Origin of the sequence: Kitasatospora sp. A2-31, assembly GCF_022288725.1 — a bacterium.
GTDB lineage: Bacteria > Actinomycetota > Actinomycetes > Streptomycetales > Streptomycetaceae > Kitasatospora.
On record NZ_JAKNTA010000002.1, the window covers coordinates 782,313 to 799,241 of the forward strand.

Annotated in this window: 20 protein-coding genes; 10 read left to right on the forward strand and 10 right to left on the reverse strand. The window is 71.8% G+C overall.

All coding sequences use genetic code 11. From position 1 onward, the window contains the following. The first annotated feature begins 409 nt into the window (after positions 1–409). The 3 genes from MCM47_RS08420 to MCM47_RS08430 all read left to right on the forward strand — a co-directional run bounded on the left by MCM47_RS08420 (position 410) and on the right by MCM47_RS08430 (position 2,852). A complete protein-coding gene (locus MCM47_RS08420) occupies positions 410–1,306 on the forward strand; it encodes an RNA polymerase sigma-70 factor (protein ID WP_238859934.1) in 897 nt (298 codons plus the stop codon). A 357-nt stretch (positions 1,307–1,663) separates the two neighbouring features. Then, positions 1,664–2,080 carry an SRPBCC family protein gene (locus MCM47_RS08425; protein ID WP_238859936.1) on the forward strand — a complete coding sequence of 139 codons (417 nt, stop codon included), beginning with the start codon at positions 1,664–1,666 and terminating at the stop codon, positions 2,078–2,080. A gap of 160 nt (positions 2,081–2,240) precedes the next feature. After that, a complete protein-coding gene (locus MCM47_RS08430) occupies positions 2,241–2,852 on the forward strand; it encodes a dihydrofolate reductase family protein (RefSeq protein WP_238859939.1) in 612 nt (203 codons plus the stop codon). A gap of 72 nt (positions 2,853–2,924) precedes the next feature. Here the strand turns inward: MCM47_RS08430 and MCM47_RS08435 are convergent, their stop codons facing one another. From MCM47_RS08435 to MCM47_RS08445, 3 genes are all read right to left on the reverse strand, one after another. Further along, the gene (locus MCM47_RS08435; RefSeq protein ID WP_238859941.1) at positions 2,925–3,332 is read right to left on the reverse strand and encodes a hypothetical protein; all 408 of its coding nucleotides are present in this window, start codon (positions 3,330–3,332) and stop codon (positions 2,925–2,927) included. Continuing rightward, positions 3,329–5,056 (reverse strand): cytochrome c oxidase subunit I, encoded by a 1,728-nt coding sequence (gene ctaD, locus MCM47_RS08440; protein ID WP_238859943.1) that lies wholly within the window; start codon positions 5,054–5,056, stop codon positions 3,329–3,331. Before ctaD ends, MCM47_RS08435 begins: the two co-directional genes overlap by 4 nt. A 410-nt stretch (positions 5,057–5,466) precedes the next feature. Next, positions 5,467–8,277, reverse strand: coding sequence for an aconitate hydratase (locus MCM47_RS08445; protein ID WP_238859945.1), 2,811 nt, complete (start codon positions 8,275–8,277; stop codon positions 5,467–5,469). A gap of 187 nt (positions 8,278–8,464) precedes the next feature. On the opposite strand from MCM47_RS08445, the gene MCM47_RS08450 reads away from it, so the two are divergent. Beyond that, positions 8,465–9,049, forward strand: coding sequence for a hypothetical protein (locus MCM47_RS08450; RefSeq protein WP_238859947.1), 585 nt, complete (start codon positions 8,465–8,467; stop codon positions 9,047–9,049). A gap of 305 nt (positions 9,050–9,354) precedes the next feature. Next, entirely contained in the window at positions 9,355–9,708 is a 354-nt protein-coding gene (locus MCM47_RS08455; RefSeq protein ID WP_238859948.1) for a hypothetical protein, read from the forward strand. A 288-nt stretch (positions 9,709–9,996) separates the two neighbouring features. Here the strand turns inward: MCM47_RS08455 and MCM47_RS08460 are convergent, their stop codons facing one another. After that, on the reverse strand, positions 9,997–10,413 hold the full coding sequence (locus MCM47_RS08460; protein WP_238859949.1) for a hypothetical protein: 417 nt from the start codon (positions 10,411–10,413) through the stop codon (positions 9,997–9,999). 445 nt (positions 10,414–10,858) lie between these two features. Here MCM47_RS08460 and MCM47_RS08465 point away from each other — a divergent pair, with 445 nt between their 5' ends. From MCM47_RS08465 to MCM47_RS08475, 3 genes are all read left to right on the forward strand, one after another. Beyond that, positions 10,859–11,095 carry a DUF6296 family protein gene (locus tag MCM47_RS08465; RefSeq protein WP_238859950.1) on the forward strand — a complete coding sequence of 79 codons (237 nt, stop codon included), beginning with the start codon at positions 10,859–10,861 and terminating at the stop codon, positions 11,093–11,095. Positions 11,096–11,336: 241 nt separating this feature from the next. After that, positions 11,337–11,732 carry an STAS domain-containing protein gene (locus MCM47_RS08470; protein ID WP_238859951.1) on the forward strand — a complete coding sequence of 132 codons (396 nt, stop codon included), beginning with the start codon at positions 11,337–11,339 and terminating at the stop codon, positions 11,730–11,732. Positions 11,733–11,847: 115 nt separating this feature from the next. Continuing rightward, positions 11,848–12,258, forward strand: coding sequence for an ATP-binding protein (locus MCM47_RS08475; RefSeq protein WP_238859952.1), 411 nt, complete (start codon positions 11,848–11,850; stop codon positions 12,256–12,258). A 179-nt stretch (positions 12,259–12,437) separates the two neighbouring features. Here the strand turns inward: MCM47_RS08475 and MCM47_RS08480 are convergent, their stop codons facing one another. The 5 genes from MCM47_RS08480 to MCM47_RS08500 all read right to left on the reverse strand — a co-directional run bounded on the left by MCM47_RS08480 (position 12,438) and on the right by MCM47_RS08500 (position 14,904). Then, a complete protein-coding gene (locus MCM47_RS08480; protein WP_238859953.1) occupies positions 12,438–12,848 on the reverse strand; it encodes an SRPBCC domain-containing protein in 411 nt (136 codons plus the stop codon). Continuing rightward, the gene (locus MCM47_RS08485) at positions 12,845–13,159 is read right to left on the reverse strand and encodes a helix-turn-helix transcriptional regulator (RefSeq protein ID WP_238859954.1); all 315 of its coding nucleotides are present in this window, start codon (positions 13,157–13,159) and stop codon (positions 12,845–12,847) included. The genes MCM47_RS08480 and MCM47_RS08485 overlap by 4 nt, the downstream gene beginning before the upstream one ends. Positions 13,160–13,283: 124 nt before the next feature. Continuing rightward, entirely contained in the window at positions 13,284–13,976 is a 693-nt protein-coding gene (locus tag MCM47_RS08490) for a hemerythrin domain-containing protein (RefSeq protein WP_238859955.1), read from the reverse strand. 177 nt (positions 13,977–14,153) lie between these two features. Further along, the gene (locus tag MCM47_RS08495) at positions 14,154–14,447 is read right to left on the reverse strand and encodes a WhiB family transcriptional regulator (protein ID WP_238859957.1); all 294 of its coding nucleotides are present in this window, start codon (positions 14,445–14,447) and stop codon (positions 14,154–14,156) included. A 286-nt stretch (positions 14,448–14,733) separates the two neighbouring features. Then, positions 14,734–14,904, reverse strand: a complete 171-nt coding sequence (locus MCM47_RS08500) for a hydrophobic protein (RefSeq protein WP_238859959.1) — start codon at positions 14,902–14,904, stop codon at positions 14,734–14,736. Positions 14,905–15,101: 197 nt separating this feature from the next. On the opposite strand from MCM47_RS08500, the gene MCM47_RS08505 reads away from it, so the two are divergent. Further along, positions 15,102–15,488, forward strand: coding sequence for a hypothetical protein (locus tag MCM47_RS08505; protein ID WP_238859961.1), 387 nt, complete (start codon positions 15,102–15,104; stop codon positions 15,486–15,488). A gap of 211 nt (positions 15,489–15,699) precedes the next feature. Here the strand turns inward: MCM47_RS08505 and MCM47_RS08510 are convergent, their stop codons facing one another. Beyond that, positions 15,700–16,068: a PRC-barrel domain-containing protein gene (locus MCM47_RS08510; RefSeq protein ID WP_238859963.1), complete on the reverse strand. Its 369-nt coding sequence runs from the start codon at positions 16,066–16,068 to the stop codon at positions 15,700–15,702. Positions 16,069–16,369: 301 nt separating this feature from the next. Between MCM47_RS08510 and MCM47_RS08515 the strand changes: the two genes are divergently transcribed. Beyond that, positions 16,370–16,924 carry a universal stress protein gene (locus tag MCM47_RS08515; protein ID WP_238859965.1) on the forward strand — a complete coding sequence of 185 codons (555 nt, stop codon included), beginning with the start codon at positions 16,370–16,372 and terminating at the stop codon, positions 16,922–16,924. Positions 16,925–16,929 lie beyond the last annotated feature (5 nt).

The following is a 16,929-nucleotide window of genomic DNA, read 5'->3' on the forward strand; positions in this document are numbered from 1 at the left end:
GCCTGCCTTGCGAGAGCCGTACGATCAAATCCGATCAGTCGGGGACGTCTCGTCGAAAGGGTCCGTGCACGAGCGGAGCCGACGCCAGGCGACCGCAGGCTGCCGGCGCCCCTCCCCGGCGAGTCGGGGCAGGTACCGCACCTTGACGCCGCGCCGTCGGGCGGCGCATCATCGAGCCGCACCTGTCAGACAGCAGGACAGCCTTCGACGCCCCCGACCCCGTCACCATCCCCCTGTGGCTGCTGCGCCCGGCACCAGCGGCCCGCACCGTCGTGTCCACCGTGTTGCGTCGGCCGGCCGGCCGACGCCAGGCCCGAGGCTGGGCCCGGCTGGACCCGATCCTCCTGAGAAGCGCGGCCGGGCTCAAGTCCCTTGCCCGGGCGGCGGCCACCCTGGCAGCCTGACCGCCATGATCAACTCTTCCGCCGCGCACCCTTCCGCCGACGAGGCCGCCGGCCTGGACGACTTCACGGAGCACCGGCGGCTCCTGTTCGGGACCGCCTACCGGCTCCTGGGGAGCGTGGCCGACGCGGAGGACGTGCTGCAGGACGCCTGGATCAAGTGGGCGCAGACGGAACGGGGGGTGGTGGCCAATCCCCGCGCCTACCTGGTGCGCACGGTCACCAACCTGTCGTTGAACCGGCTGACCTCGGCGCGCGCCACTCGCGAGTCCTATGTCGGCCCGTGGCTGCCCGAACCCCTGCTCACGGCCCCCGACATCGCCGAGGAGGCGGAGCTGGCCGACACCGTCTCCACGGCGATGCTCGTGGTGCTGGAGAGCCTCACCCCCGTGGAACGCGCCGTCTTCGTGCTGCGCGAGGCATTCGGCTATTCCCACGTGGAGATCGCCGAGATCCTCGGCCGCAGCGAGGCGACGGTCCGCCAGACCGCGCATCGGGCACGGGGGCACGTCCAGGCCCGCCGTCCCCGCTTCGACGCCGACCCGGCGCAGCGCCGCGACGTCACCGACCGCTTCCTCGCCGCCTGCACCGGCGGCGACCTGAACGCGATGATGGAACTGCTCGCCCCCGATGTCACCGCCTGGTCCGACGGCGGCGGCAAGGTCACCGCCGCTCGTCGGCCGCTGCACGGGACCGATCCGGTGGCCCGCTGGATGCTCGGCGTCCTGGCCAAGCCGGAACTGCGGGGGATGGCCTGGCAGGCGGCGAGCATCAACGGCGAGCAGGGGGTGCTGTTCACCATGGGCGGTCACCCCGTCGGCGCCCTCAGCTACGACATCGCCGAGGGCCTCATCCGGAACCTGCGGTTCCAGGTCAACCCCGACAAGCTGCGCGGGCTCAACTGAGCTTGACGTGCATCCGATTCGGCCCCTGCTCGGGGTGCATGAGTGCGAGCCGGGCAGGGGCCGATCGCCGTCTGGTCGCACGTCGTCGGAGGGGCCCGTGAGGGCGCTCCTCCATGCACGCCATTACCTCTATTCGAGTTACCTCGTTTCGATGTACAGTTCCGTGTGTGGAGGCTCCTTCCTCCCCGCCGCGGGTTCTCGCTGTCGCCGTCCGGCAGGGCCTTCCGGCTCCGGCCGGTCCCCTCCGCCCGGAGCCGATCCCCGGCACCGCCGGCACAGGCGACCAGCCGCCCCGCGCAGATGCTCTGCGCGCCGATGATCCGCAACTGCACACCTGTCAATGAACCGGAGGCCACCGTGTGGAAGTACGAACACAGCGTCGAGACCAGCGCCGCACCCTCTGCCGTCTGGCGCATCTGGGCCGATGTCGCGACCTGGCCCGAGTGGAACACCGACATCGAGAAGATCGAGTTGCGCGGCGGCTTCACCGACGGCGGTGAGATCACCATGGTGCCCCGGGGGCAGGACCCGGTCGAGCTCCGCCTCGACGAGGTGACCCCCGGTGAGAGCTTCGTCGACGAGGCGGTCTTCGGTCCGGTCCGCCTGCGCACCGTGCACCAGGTCCTCCCGGTGGAAAGGGGTGCTCGCATCACCTACCGGCTGGAGATCACGGGGGAGGGCTCCGACGACGCCGGCCCCGGGATCGGCCCGCAGATCACCGCCGACTGGCCGGAGACCATGGCTGCGCTGGCCCGCCGGGCCGAGCGGTACTGAACCCGCCCGTCCGGCCGGCGGGCCGTCCCCGTCAGCGCCTCCCGCCGGCAGCGGCCCGTGACGCGCCGGGCCGTTCGGCCGATCCGCACCGTGCCGTCACTCGGGGGTGGCAGCGCCGGGAAGAGGCGGCCCCGGCCGCCCAGGAACAGAAAGGGACGTCATGAACCGCTTGGTCGTGGCGATGCAGATCTCCATCGACGGCTGTGTGAGCAGCACGCTCGCGGATTCGACCTGGCAGCTGTGGAACTGGGGGCCGCAGTGGCCCTGGAGCGAGGACCTGCGCGAAGCGTTCAACGACCTGTTCGCCGACGCCGCGGGGATCCTCCTCAGCCGTCCGATGGCCGACGAAGGCTACCTCGCCCACTGGGACGCGATGGCCCGCCGACACCCGACCGACGGGGAGTGGAACTTCAGCCGCGCCATCGGCGCTCTGCCCAAGTTCGTCGTCAGCCGAACGGGCCGGCCGGAGCGCGCCTGGCCGAACACCACCGTCCTCAACGGCGAGTTCGACCAGGCCGTCGCCCGGGCCAAGAAGGAGGCCGCCGGCGACCTGCTGTGCTTCGGCGGCGCGGGGTTCGTGACGTCCCTCCTACGGCAGGACCTGGTGGACGAGTTGAGGCTCTTCACCAACCCCGGCTTCGCCGGATCCGGGGCCGGCATCTTCGGCCCCTGGCTCGCGGACCGTCGTCTCCGTGCCGCCGCGGCGCACGCCTACACCTGCGGCATCGCGGAAACCCGCTGGGTCAGGCACTCGACGACGACCGACGCCTGACCCCCGGCCGGCTGGACGGACGCGAGGTGCCCGGCTTCGGCGGGAAGGCGGGCACCGTCGGGCCCCGGCCGGTCAGCGGTGGATCAGGCTGAGGACGGCGCACAGCACGGCCGTGGTCGTCACGAGGAGTGCGGTGAGCACGCATCGCGCCCGCAGGTGGCGGTAGCGGGCCTCGTACTCGGCGCGCAGTTCGTCGCGGCGACCGCGCAGCCGGGTGAGGTACGCGCGGGACACGTGGAGGTGGGCGCGGGTGTAGTGGTGTTCGAGGTCGTGGCGCTGGGTGCCGGTGAGCCAGGGGAGGTGGTCGGCCAGGTCGCGGGCGGCCTGCCGGGCCTCTTCGGTTTCGGCCTGCCAGTACAGGTATCCCTCGAGTTGCTGCACGCCGTGGCCGGCATCGGTGTCGGCGGCGAGCGAGGGGCCGGGCGGGGGCGGGCGCCGGGGCTGGTGGGGCCGGGGCTGGTGGGGCCGGGGTGTCCTCATCCGCCGTTCCGGTCCCTGGTGGTCACGGCGGGGGCTCCGCTCTGGCGCCCGGCGTCCTGGAGGTCGTCGGGGATGTCGGGGTGGTGGAGGTTGAAGGCGGGGGATTCGGAGCGGATCCGGGGAAGGGTGACGAAGTTGTGCCGCGGCGGCGGGCAGGACGTCGCCCACTCCAGCGAACGGCCGTAGCCCCAGGGGTCGTCCTCGGCCACGAGCTCGCCGTACTTGGCGGTCTTCCAGACGTTGTAGAGGAAGGGCAGGATCGACAGGCCGAGCAGGAACGAGCCGATGGTGGAGACGGTGTTCAGGGTGGTGAAACCGTCGGAGGCGAGGTAGTCGGCGTAGCGGCGGGGCATGCCCTCGGCGCCGAGCCAGTGCTGCACCAGGAAGGTGGCGTGGAAGCCGATGAACAGCGTCCAGAAGCACATGCGGCCGAGGCGTTCGTCGAGCATCTTGCCGGTCCACTTGGGCCACCAGAAGTGGAAGCCGGCGAACATCGCGAAGACCACGGTGCCGAAGACCACGTAGTGGAAGTGGGCGACGACGAAGTACGAGTCCGAGACGTGGAAGTCGATCGGGGGAGAGGCCAGCATCACCCCGGTCAGGCCGCCGAAGAGGAAGGTGACCAGGAAGCCGACCGACCAGAGCATCGGGGTCTCGAAGCTGAGCGAGCCCTTCCACATGGTGCCGATCCAGTTGAAGAACTTCACACCGGTCGGGACCGCGATCAGGAAGGTCATGAACGAGAAGAACGGCAGCAGTACCTGGCCGGTGACGAACATGTGGTGCGCCCACACCGTCACGGACAGACCGGCGATCGCGATGGTGGCGGCGATCAGGCCGGAGTAGCCGAACATCGGCTTGCGGCTGAACACCGGGACGACCTCGGAGATGATCCCGAAGAACGGCAGCGCGATGATGTACACCTCGGGGTGGCCGAAGAACCAGAAGAGGTGCTGCCACAGGAGCGGTCCGCCGTTGGCCGGATCGAAGACGTGGGCGCCGAACTTGCGGTCCGCCTCCAGGGCGAACAGCGCGGCGGCCAGCACCGGGAAGGCCAGCAGGACCAGCACCGAGGTCAGCAGGACGTTCCAGACGAAGATCGACATCCGGAACATCGTCATGCCCGGCGCGCGCATGCAGATGACCGTGGTGATGAAGTTGACCGCACCGAGGATCGTGCCGAAGCCGGAGAACGCCAGACCCATGATCCACATGTCGCTGCTCACCCAGGGGCTGTGCGTGCCGTCGGACAGCGGCGTGTAGGCGAACCAGCCGAAGTCCGCTGCGCCGTTGGGGGTGAGGAAGCCGCTGACGGCGATGAGGGAGCCGAAGAGGTACAGCCAGTAGGCGAACATGTTCAGCCGGGGGAAGGCGACGTCGGGTGCGCCGATCTGCAGCGGCATGATCCAGTTGGTGAACCCCGCGAACAGCGGCGTCGCGAACATCAGCAGCATGATCGTGCCGTGCATCGTGAACAGCTGGTTGTACTGCTCGTTCGACACCAGCTGGGTGCCCGGGCGGGCCAGCTCGGCCCGCATCACCAGGGCCATCACCCCACCGAGCAGGAAGAACACGAACGAAGTCGTCAGGTACAGCGAGCCGATCTTCTTGTGGTCCGTCGTCGTCAACCAGACCACGACCATCCGTCCGGCGTTCCTCCACCCGGATCTGGAGCGGGTGGGGGGTGGTGCGGCCGCGCTGCCGGGTTCGGTCAGGATGGTCATGGACTGGGTCTCCGTTCTCGTTCGGACACGCCCATCCATATCAGTAGTCGGGGCGACACGCTGAGTGCTGGTGCTCGGCGTGGCGGCTGAACATCACCCCGCCCGAGAGGCGACGACCGGCCGCTCATCGGCTTCATCGACTCGCCGGAGGGCCGGGCTCAGCGCTGCCCGGAGGCGCCGCGGACACACCCGGCAGGCCCGCCGCGCCGCACGCCCGTGCCCGGATCGGCGCCCTGCTTCACACGATGGACGGAGCGCGGGGTGCCCGGGCCGCGCCGTCCTTCCGGTCCACGGCCACGCGAAGCCGTTCCCCGTTCAGCAGTTGTCCGACGGGATCCGCAGCCGCGGGCCGGAGCGGCCGGGACCCTTCCCCGCCGCGGCCGCGGGTGGGTTCGGGCCCCCATGAGGCCTCATGAGGGGAGGAGGCCGCGCAGGGCGTGGGGGAGGATGCCGCCGTGCCGGTAGTAGTCGGCCTCGGTCGGGGTGTCGAGCCGGATGCGGGCCGTGAAGCGGGTCGTCCCGCCGGGACCGGTGGCCTCGACGTCGGCGTCGCCGGACGGGTCGGCGATCCCGCGTACGGCGTAGGCCTCCTCGCCGCTCAGGCCGAGCGACCGGGCGTCCTGCCCCGGCTGGAACTGCAGGGGCAGCACACCCATGCCGACCAGGTTGGAGCGGTGGATGCGCTCGAAGGACTCGGCCAGCACGACCCTGACGCCGAGCAGGGCGGTGCCCTTGGCCGCCCAGTCCCGGGACGACCCGGACCCGTACTCCCGGCCGGCGATGACCAGCAGCGGTACGCCCTCATCGGCGTACCGGACGGCCGCCCCGTGGATGGTGGTCGGTTCGCCGTCGGGCAGGTGGCGGGTGAAGCCGCCTTCGGTGCCGGGCGCCAGGAGGTTGCGCAGGCGGATGTTGGCGAAGGTCCCGCGGATCATCACCTCGTGGTTGCCGCGCCGGGAGCCGTAGGAGTTGAAGTCCCGCGGCGCCACCCCCTGGGCCTGCAAGTACTCGCCGGCCGGGGAGTCACGCCGGATCGCGCCGGCCGGGGAGATGTGGTCGGTCGTCACCGAGTCGCCCAGCAGGGCGAGGACCCGCGCACCGGTGAGGTCACCGGGCGGCCGCGGCTCCGGGCCGAGGCCGTCGAAGTACGGTGGGCATCGCACGTAGGTCGAGTCGGGATCCCACGTGAACAGGTCGCTCTCGGGCACGGGCAGGGCGCGCCAGCGTTCGTCCCCGGCGAACAGGTCGGCGTAGCCGGCGGTGAACATCTCGGGCCGCAGGCTGGTGGCGATCACCCGTTGGACTTCGTCCGGGTCGGGCCAGATGTCGGCCAGGCGGACGGGCCGGCCGTCGCCGTCGGTTCCCAGCGGGTCGCGGGTGAGGTCGAGGGCCATCGACCCGGCCAGGGCGTAGGCGACGACGAGCGGCGGCGAGACGAGGTAGTTGAGTCTGACCTCGGGGTGGATGCGGCCCTCGAAGTTGCGGTTCCCGGAGAGGACGGACGCCACCGTCAGGCCGTCGGCGGTCACCGCCCGCGACACCTCCTCGATCAGCGGCCCGGAGTTGCCGATGCACGTGGTGCAGCCGTAGCCGACCAGGTCGAAGCCGAGCGCCTCCAGGGACGGCAGCAGACCGGCGTGCGCGAGGTAGTCCATGACGATCCGTGACCCGGGCGCGAGACTGGTCTTCACCCACGGCTTGGACTGAAGACCACGCTCCACGGCCTTCCGGGCCAGCAGGGCGGCGGCCACCATCACCTGGGGGTTGGAGGTGTTGGTGCAGGAGGTGATGGCCGCGATCACCACCGAGCCGTGCCCGAGCCGCTGGGTCCCAGGGGGCTCCGGTACGGAGTCCGCGGGCGGGGGCACGTCCCCGGACAGGGGCGCTTGCGCCGCCCGCACCGGCCGGTCGTCGGGGCGCTCGCCGGTCACCGACAGCGGGTCGGAGGCGGGGAAGGACTCCTCGTCGCCCTCGTCCACGCCGGCCCGTCCGCCGGTGTCCGCGCTCGTGTCCGTACCGGTCCGTCCGCCCGTGTCCGTGCTCGTCTCCGTTGCGAGGGCGGCGAGGAGAGCACCGGGCGCGTCCGCCAGGGCGATGCGGTCCTGCGGCCGTTTCGGGCCGGCGATCGAGGGCACGACGGCGGACAGGTCGATGTCCAGGGTCTCGCTGTACTCGGGGGTGTGTGCCGGGTCGTGCCACAGGCCCTGCTCCTTCGCGTAGGCCTCCACCAGCGCGATGTGGTCCTCGTCGCGGCCGGTGAGCCGCAGGTAGGACAGGGTCTCGGCGTCGATCGGGAAGATCGCGCAGGTGGCGCCGTACTCCGGGCTCATGTTGCCGATCGTCGCCCGGTTGGCCACCGGCACCTCGGCGACGCCCGGCCCGTGGAACTCGACGAAGGAACCCACCACGCCGTGGGCCCGGAGCCGCTCGGCGATGGTCAGCACCAGGTCGGTCGCGGTGCTGCCCGCCGGCAACGCCCCGGTCAGCCGCACGCCCACCACCCGCGGGAGCGGCATGCTGACCGGTCGGCCCAGCATCGCGGCTTCCGCCTCTATCCCGCCGACGCCCCAGCCCAGCACCCCGAGGCCGTTGACCATCGGCGTATGGGAGTCCGTACCGACCAACGTGTCGGGGAAGACCAGACCGTCCTCGGTGAACACCACCCGCGCCAGGTGCTCCAGGTTGACCTGGTGGCAGATGCCGGTGCCCGGCGGGACGACCCTCAGGTTGCGCAGGGCCCGCTGTCCCCACCGCAGGAACTCGTACCGCTCCCGGTTGCGCTCGTACTCCAGGTCGACGTTGCGGCCGAACGCCTCCGGGGAGCCGAACCGGTCGGCGATCACGGAGTGGTCGATCACCAGCTCCACCGGCCGCCGCGCGTCGATCAGCGTCGGGTCGCCGCCGAGCGCCGTCATCGCCTCCCGCATCGCGACCAGGTCGACCAGGCACGGAACCCCCGTGAAGTCCTGCATCAGCACGCGGGCCGGCGTGAACTGGATCTCGGTCCCCGGCGCGGCCCGCGGGCCTCCCCACCCGGCCAGGGCGGTGATCTGGTCGCCCGTGACGGTACGGCCGTCCTCGTTGCGCAACAGGTTCTCCAGCAGCACCTTCAGGCTGTACGGGAGCCTTCCGGACCCGGGGACGGCGTCGAGCCGGTAGAGCGAGCGGGACGCACCGAGCACCTGGAACGTGCCGGGGGCGGAAAAGGTGTCCGAGGTCATGGGAACGACTCCTCGCAGGCAGGCAGGCAGGCGGGTAGGCAGGAAGACAGGCCGGCGGCGGGCTCACGACGGTGCGACCCGGCAGGCCGGGAGCCGCGGGTGCGGCACCCCGAAGGCCGGCCGCACGGGCGGCGTTCCGTGCCCCGCGGCTACCCGCCGAACCGCTTCCGAACCGGGGACGCGTGCTATGTTCCCGTCGCGGATCGAACGGCAGTTGCTGGGCACGGGGGCTGGGGTGACTTTGCTGGAAGCGCTGATCACGACCGTCACGGGAGCGGCCTCGGCGACCGTGGGAGTGCTGGTGGGCGGGATCGTCACCAGGAGAGGCCAGGACCATCAGTGGTCGCGCGATCAGCAACTGATCGCCTACCAGGAATTCCTCGGCCACTACGCCAAGTTCACGATGGTGATCAAGCGCGCACACGCCGACCGTCGCGGCTGGGACTACGACTGGGCCGAGTGGAGCGCCGTTCTGACGCGGGTCGGCTTGATCGCTCCCCCGGAGGTCGCGGTAGAGGTCGACGGCTTCGGGCAGTCGGTCGACCGCTTCCTGGACCGCGTCGCGCGAGAGGTCGATCCGGCCCGTGCTCCACTCGGCGAGGAGGAGTTCCGGGAGGCCAGCGCGGAGGTGGCCCGGTCGCAGATACGACTGGTCAATGCCATGCGACGGTCGCTGGGAGGCAGACGGAAGCCCCTGACGTTCTGGATCGGCGGGTCGCACGCCCGCGCAGGGGTTCGCGGATCGTCGGAGCGGTCACAGCCACTCGGTTGATGACGGCGGCGGTGACGGTGGCCTCGTGGCGGACGGCGAGGGACCGAGCTCGGCCACATGTCCCCGCCGCAGGTACGGGCACGCGAATACGCCACCGAGGCGTGCGCGGCGACGCTCGACCGGTTGGCCGGCGCGCCTCGGCGCACCGCTTGTGCCGGTGCCTCACTCGCTGTCACGGCCGGCCCTGTGGCAGCCCGAGGAGCGCTGACACGGGCTGGCGGCCTCGTGCAGCCAGCGGGGGCGGCTTCGTCCGGACGGCGGCTGCGCGGGGGCACACGTCTGCTGCTGCTCCTAGCGTCGGGGTTATGACGATGGAGAACACGGTGGTGGTGGGCGTGCGGTCGGCGGAGGAGGTGTTCGGAGCGCTGGAGGAGGTCGACGCGCGGCGCCGGCCGTTCACCGGCTACGAGCAGGGGCTGCTGGAGGCGTACCGGTGGGCGGTGGGCACGCGGTCCGTCGCGCCGGTGACGGCAGCCGCTACGGCCGGCCCGCTGGGGCCGTGCCGGGCGCAACTGCTCGCCGAGTGCCAGGCCGCGGCCGTGGCGATCCGTACGGGAGCGGACCGGTCGGAAACGGCACGGGTGGCGGACGACGAGCGGATGTTGGGCCTCTACGCGGGACTGGCCTGGTTATGCGGCCACCATGACGACCGGCCCTGACCTGTCCTGACCGGCCCTGACCTGCCCTGCCCTGACCGGCGCTGACCTGCCCTGACCTGACCGGCGCGCCCGCCGCCGGTCCGCGAGCCGGTCGTACGCTGGAAGAACCGGGCGACACAGCCGCCCGGTGCGCCAGTCGGAGCCCCTTCATCGCCCGCACCGCGATCCCACCTCCGGTGCGGGCGGTCGTACGCTCGGCAAGTGGCCCCGGAGCGCCACAGCGCCGGATCGCGTTGGTATGCGCCCGAGGCGCGGTCCGCGGCGCTCGCCCGCGGTCCCGCGCGGTGGTCAGCTGCGGCCGGTGCGGGTCAGCGCGTCCGTGAGGAGGCGGACGGCGGCTTCGGCGTCGGCGAGTTCGTCGTCGGTGGGCAGGACGGCGCCGAAGGCACGCCCGCCGGGGGCGTCCAGGGCCCGCCAGTGGAGAACCGGTGCGAGGTGGCTGCTGGCGTCGGCGAGGAACCAGGCGAGGTGGCCGTGGGTGCGCGCGACGGTCATGGCGAGAGCGGCGAGGGCCTCGCGCAGCGCGGCGAGCCGCTCGATCCTCGGCAGCGCCTCGTGGACGTCCGCGGGGCCGACGGCGCCGGCGAGGGCCGCAGCGGTCTGCCGGGCCAGAGCCGAGTCGGACGCGCTGAGGTCCCACGTCCCGTCGGCGAGCTGGAGTTGCGCCTCGTGAACGACCTGATCGACCGCCTTGAACATGCTCATGGCCCAGACTCTATCCGTGGTGCGGGTGCCACCTCGGGGTGCGGGTGCCACCTCGGGCCTTCCGGGCGGGTCCTTGGCCGCCGAAGTGGGGGCGGGACGGGGCGGTGCCGTGATGCCGGGGCCGTGACCTCGATGCAGAAGGTGGCTGCGGCGTCCGCGAACAGGGGCCGGCCTTCCCGGGCAGTCCGGGCCGGTGAAGCCCGAACAGTCTCGCCCGGGTCCGGAGCGCGAGGTGCGGCGTACGGTGGGGGCATGGGCGTCCTGATCCCCCGGCGGGCGCCCGTGGATCCGCCGCCGCCGGGCGAGGCGTGCGGGCGCGACAGGTGTGGCCATGTCCGACGAGTGGGTGTGGGGAACGGGCGAGCGGCCCGCGCCTGGAGTGCCGGGCACCCTCCTGGGGACCGGGCAGTGCCCGGGAGTCGGCGCCCACGAGGAGGCGGTGGCCATGCCCGTTCACCGGCGTTACGCGGTGACCCTGCCCGGACCGGTCGGCGCACACGCCCGGCCCACGGTGCTCCTGGTGCACCTGAGTGACGACATCGCCCCGGGCGGCGGCCACGTCTGGACGGACACCACCGCACAGTGGCGGCTCCACATCGAGGGAGAGGCGGCGACCGTGCTGTCCGCCCCCGCGGAGTACACGGGCGGACACCCCTGCCTGCATGCCGTCCCGATGCCGTGAACCCGCCACCTCGCCGTTGTCCGGCCGGACCGGCCGGAGGGGCACGGCCCCCGGTCGCATGGCCGGACGACGTGTGGATGCCGCTGTGAGGGGTAGGAGCAGGTCAATCGGTTCCGCCATCGTGGCGTACCGGATGCCCGTCGGCTGTCGCCGCACTGTTCCCCGCCCGATTGCGCGGGTTCGATGCCCCGGCCCACCCCCCCTCTGACGGTGGAGCCTTCGGTGGGCTTGGAGCAGTGCCGTGACCACATACCGAGAACGCGCAGACCTGTATTCGGAACCGGACCTGGGGATCGAGATCAGCCGCAAGGGCGAGGCCGTGGTGTGCTCGCTGGCCGGTGCCCTGCACATGGACAACGAAGAGCTGGTCCGGGACGCTCTGGCCAGGGCGCTCGCCCAGGCGCCGACCCTGCTCGCCGTGGATCTGTCCGCCGTCACCTTGCTGACCTCCAGCGGCCTCAACGCCCTGCTGACGGCCCGCCGCCGCGCGGACGACGACGGCGTGCCGATGGTGTTGGCGGCGCCCAGCCCGCAGGCACGGCGCGTCCTGGGGATCACCGAGGCCGATCTCGTCTTCCCGGTGTACCCGTCCCTGGAGCGGGCGGCGCGCCACTCCGGGGCCTCGCGCACCGTGTAGGACGCGCCGGGCTGGGCACACGCCGGGGTCAGACCCGCTGACCCGCTGCTGCACGGAAGTTCTCATGCCCAGACCGCTGGCCGCTCCCGCCTTCCGCGAACGTCTGGATTTCCCCATGGGCAGCACCCGGTGCTCGCGCCGTGGCCTCGCGTTCGTCCGGGCGACCCTGGCGCTCTGGTGGACCGGTGCGGACAGCACGGCCGGCGACGACGCGTTGCTGGTGGCTGCCGAACTGCTCTCCAACGCCGCCCATCATGCCGGCGGCCCCCTCGTTCTGGACCTCCGGCTCGATCGCAACCGGCAGACATTGCGGATCGCCGTCACCGACGCCGTGCCCGATCCCCCACGGATGCGGAACCCGGAGGCGGGTCAGCCCCACGGCCGTGGCCTGCGCATCGTCGACCGGCTCGCCACCGCCTGGGGCACCACCCCTGCCGGAGCGGGCAAAACCGTCTGGGCCGAGCTCAGACTCCCCCCGGCGGACACCCTGAGCCCGCCGGACGGTGCCCGGCCGTCGCAAGGATGACCACCCGGCGAAGCTCTCCTCTCCGCCACCGCGCGAGCCCCGACGACCGCTCCGGCAATCCGGCCGAACCCCGTCCCTGTCCGGCACCCTGCCGGCGACCTGGACGGACTCCACCTCCGCGGTACGGTCGTCTCGTCCCACGCGCTCCGCCGCGTCAAGCCATCACGACGTCGGCAGGCCTAGGCGGTCTGGGCCAGGGTGGCGTCGAGCCGGTTCAGGACGTGGGGCCAGCCCTCGGCCATGCCGTCGTACGCCTGTCGGCCCATCGGTGAGTCGAGGTCGAAGCCCGCGTGGGTGAGGACGAGGCGGGTGCCCCCGCCCTCCGGGTGCAGCGTCCAGGTGATGGTGGTGTCGAGCGAGCCCTCGGCGAATCGGTAGGCCAGCAGGCGCTGGTCGTCCACCTCGGTGACCTCGCAGGGCTGGTTGCCGAAGGCACCCATGTCGAGAGTGAAGCGGTGCCCGACGACGGGCTTGATGTCGCCGGCGGCCCACCAGCGGGCGTGGAGGTCAGGATCGGTCAGGGCCCTCCACACCGCGGCGGGCGGGTGGGACAGGAACCTCTCGCAGGTGATCCTGTTGTTCTCGGTCATCTCTCGTCGTCCTCGTCCAGGAGATCGGACAGCGCGTCCAGGCGCTGCCTCCAGTAGTGCTCGAACGGATGCAGCCAGTCGCTCACCTCGGCCAGTCGCGCCGGTTCGAGGTGGTAGAAGCGGTGCCGGCCGCGCGGCTCCTCGCGCACCAGTCCGGCGGTACGGAGCACCGCCAGGTGCTCGGAGACAGCAGGCCTGCCGAGCTCGAACATGCCGGCCAGCTCTCCCGTGGAGCGGGGGCCCTCCCGCAGGCTTTCGAGCAGTCTGCGGCGGACCGGGTTGGCCAGCGCGCCGAATACGTCGGTTGGCATGACACCAGTATGCGTCGGAGAATTCCGACGCGTCAACAATCTCCGACGCATCCACGCGGCCGCTCTGCCCGACCGGTCGCGGGTCCGACGGTCGGATGGCTGCCCTGGGGACTGGGTCGGGGTGCTACGGCCGGGAGGCCGCGGCGCCGCTTCGGCGGACGCGGACGGTGGTGCGGTCGTAGAGGCGGGTGCCGAGGGTGCGCCACAGGAGACGGGCAGGGGCGGGCATGTGCGAAAGGAACAGCTGGCGCTCTTGTGCGGTCGCGTCCTCGAGGATCGCGCCCAGGAAGATCAGGAGCTTGGACTTGGGGACGCTGCGACGCCCGCGCTCACCGACCTCGGACCATTCCTCGGCGGTGATGTGGTCCGCCATCAGGGGCAGCAGATGTTCCTCTTCGTCGTCCATGTGGGCGGTGGCGTGCCGGTCCAGTTCGCGCAAGGCGTCGGCGAGCAGGCGGGCGGTGTCGCGGTCGGCCCGGGTACGCCACCGGCGCGACAGCGCGGTGGCCGCGCCGAGCGCGCCGGCGACTGCCTCGTGCTGTCCGGCCATGCGTGCGACGACGCCGTCGCCGGGGGCGGCGCGCTCCTGCAGCTTCGGCCACAGCAGATCGTCCTCGCCCTCGTGGTGCTCGCCCAGAGCGCCGAGGACCAGGTCGAGGTGGTCGGCGAGCGTGGCAGTGCGCCGCCGGTCGCCTGGGGTGGCGGCTTCGACCAGGTCGGCCAGGAGCGGTATCTCCCGGCGGAAGACGCGGTGCAGGACGACCATCTCCTGCGGGTCCAGACGGTCGGTGACGGGGGGCAGACCGGCGGCGGGCATCCGGGTCCTTTTCGATGAGGCCATGCTGATCATTTCGAGGAACCCGCAGCATAGTGGTCTTGGCTGTGCCCCCGGCCACCGGGGCGAGCCAGTCGTGCGGTTCGGCCAGTACACCCCTCTCGTACGGCGGCCGCGCGCGCGTCCGCCGCCACGAGAGGACGCTTCGAATCCGACGGTTCAGGCCACCGGTTGGCGGTGTCGCGGCGCGAGCAGCACGTGCCGCTCGTCCTCGCTCAGTCCGCCCCAGACCCCGTAGGGCTCGCGGGTGGCGAGGGCATGACGCCGGCACTCTATCCGGACCGGGCAGTCGGCGCAGACCGCCTTCGCGGCTTCCTCCCGGGCCTTGTGCGCAGCCCCCCGCTCACCGCTGGGGTGGAAGAAGAGGCTGTTCTCGGCCTGACGGCAGGAGCCCTCCAACTGCCAGTCCCAGAGGTGTTCGTAGGCTCCGGGCAAGCGCGAAACGTCCGTCATTGGGGTGTCCTCTCTGCGGGCGGTTACGAGGATTACGAGATGTCGCCGTTCGTCTGGCCGGGATCCGGCCTTTCATTCACCGCGGTGGCGGGATTTTCGTCCGAGCCGGTTCCAGGACAGCGGTGGACCAGCCGAAGCCGACCGGTGGACACCGCTGTCGCCGAATGCTCGTGTGTTCTTGTGCGCAGTCGGTCCCCGCGCGCTTGCCAGGGAATTCCCGACAGCCGGCTCCCGGCGTACGAAGCCGCACGGAATTCGCCCTGGCCGGCCGGCTCACGCGGTGCGCCTACCAGCGGTACCAGCGGCCGCGAGAGCCTGCCGCGGTGGTACCGCGTGCGATGAAGCCGAGCAGCCAGAGCGCGAAGACGACGAGGGCGACCCACCATAGGACCTTCAGGGCGAAGCCGAAGCCGAACAGCAGAAGGGCGAGCAGCAGGACGAGGGCGAGAGCGAGCATGACGACTCCTCACGATGGAAGAACACGATCACTGTGAACTGCCGACTGCCCCGATCCGGCGTATCCATGCGCGGTCCGGCATCGGCGAATTCGTCAGCGCCCGGCCGGATCCGGCACCGGCGAATTCGTTAGCACCCGGCTCGAACGGGCAGACGGGTCGTCACGTCAGCGGGCCGAGAATGGAGGAGGCGGTCGGTATGCCGTGGCTGGTATTCGTCACGCTCGCGGGGTACGGAGTCGTCGCGGGATTGACGGCGCGCCTGGTCTTCGCGCGGGCACGTGCCGCGTTCGTGGCCGGCCGGAGCGGAGCACCCGCCGAGTGGGCGGAGAAGCGGTTCGAGGAGAACGAGCGCGCCCAGGCGGAGACGCTGGCGCTGGTGTCGGGACTGTGCTGGGTGGTGGCCGTCCCGGTCCTGGCTCTGCGGCGGGTCGTCGCCGTCGTGGTCCTGGCCCGGCCCGACGCGGAGCGCGCGGCGACGCCGCCCCACCTCGTGGGGGAGCGGATCGAGGAGCTCGAAAGAATGCTGGGACTCGGGGAACACACGCCGAACCTCTTGCCCGGTGACCCGCCGCAGCCGGGATGAGTGAAGTCCGACCGCCCGGCCCGCCGCGACACCCGCTGTGGGGCGGGGCGCCCCCCAGACGAGGGGTGTACGGGAAGCCTAAGACGGCCGGCTCTGTTCGTGACAGCCGAGGAAGGGGGGCGCCGGAGAGGCCTCCCCGCACGGTGAGTGCAGGAAATGCGGCGGCGCACCTCTGAACTCCTCAAGAGGTGCGCCGCCGCTCAACGGCCCGTCAGATGATGCGGCCTCCGTAGTAGGGCTCGTAGTACAGGGTGTAGCGGTCGCGGTAGCTCGGTTCCGTGTGGTGTGTGTGCTCGTCGTAGTCGGGACTGTTCTTGATCTCGTCCTTCGTCCGGTCGAGGTAGACCTTGCGTTCGCCGATCTCGATGCGGGTGACCGTGCGGGCGGGCAGCAGAACGTGCTTGCCGAAGATCCAGGGGCCGGTGTCGACGACCAGGTACTGGGCACCGACGTCCTCGGACAGTTTGTGGACCTTCCCGATCGGTCCGTCGGCGGCCTCGACATGGAACCCGATGAGGTCGGTGTCGGCGGTGTGGCCGGAGGCGGTTCGGAACTGCCAGATGTCGACGTGGTCGTTCATGCGCTGCCCTCTCGCTCGGGACCGGGTCGGACTGACCGGTCTTCGGGCTTCCGCGTGCCCCCACCCGTGCGTTCCATGTGCTTCCGGCCCTTCGGCGGGATCGGCACGGCACTGACGCGACCTCGGCGGCAGGGGGGACGAGGTGACCGCGGCGCGGCGTCAAGATCACGTTCGGATCGTGGCCGGCCGCGTCAGGGTCCCGTCAAGGCCGCCCGGACCGGCCTCCTCCTGCGGCTTGGCTGGTGGCCGTCGGCAACGGCCGACGAAGGACGGGTCGACCGCAGGGGCGTGAGGACGGGGCATGAACGGCAGCCACGGGAAGGACGAGCGGCCCAGGGGCCGTGTGGTGGTCGGCGTCAGCGGCTCCCTGGGCAGCCTGGCCGCCCTGCACCGCGCGGTCGCCGAGGCCCGCCGGACCAGGGCGGAGCTCGTCCCCGTACTCGCCTGGGAACCGCCCGGCGGTGAGTACGGCTACCGACGCTCCCCGTGCCCGCCGCTGCTCGCGGCCGTCCGGGAGGCCGCCGCGCAGCGTCTGCGCGACGCCCTGGACGCGGCCTTCGCCTGCGGCGACCCGAACGTTCCGGTGCATCCCCTGGTGGTCCGCGGCGAGACCGGCCCCGCGCTGGTGCAGACCGCCGACCGCCCCGACGACCTCCTCGTGGTGGGGCCGAGCGGCGGTCTGCTGCGCCGTCGACTGCAGGGTTCCGTGACCGCCTACTGCCAGCGGAAGGCCGGCTGCTCCGTGCTCGCCGTCCCGCGGCCGGAGTTGCTGCAGAGCCTGGAGGCCCTGCACCGGCGCAGACACCGGCGCCTTGCGCTCGGGCTCGGGTCCGAGCCGGTCCGCGTGAAGGGATAGCCGGT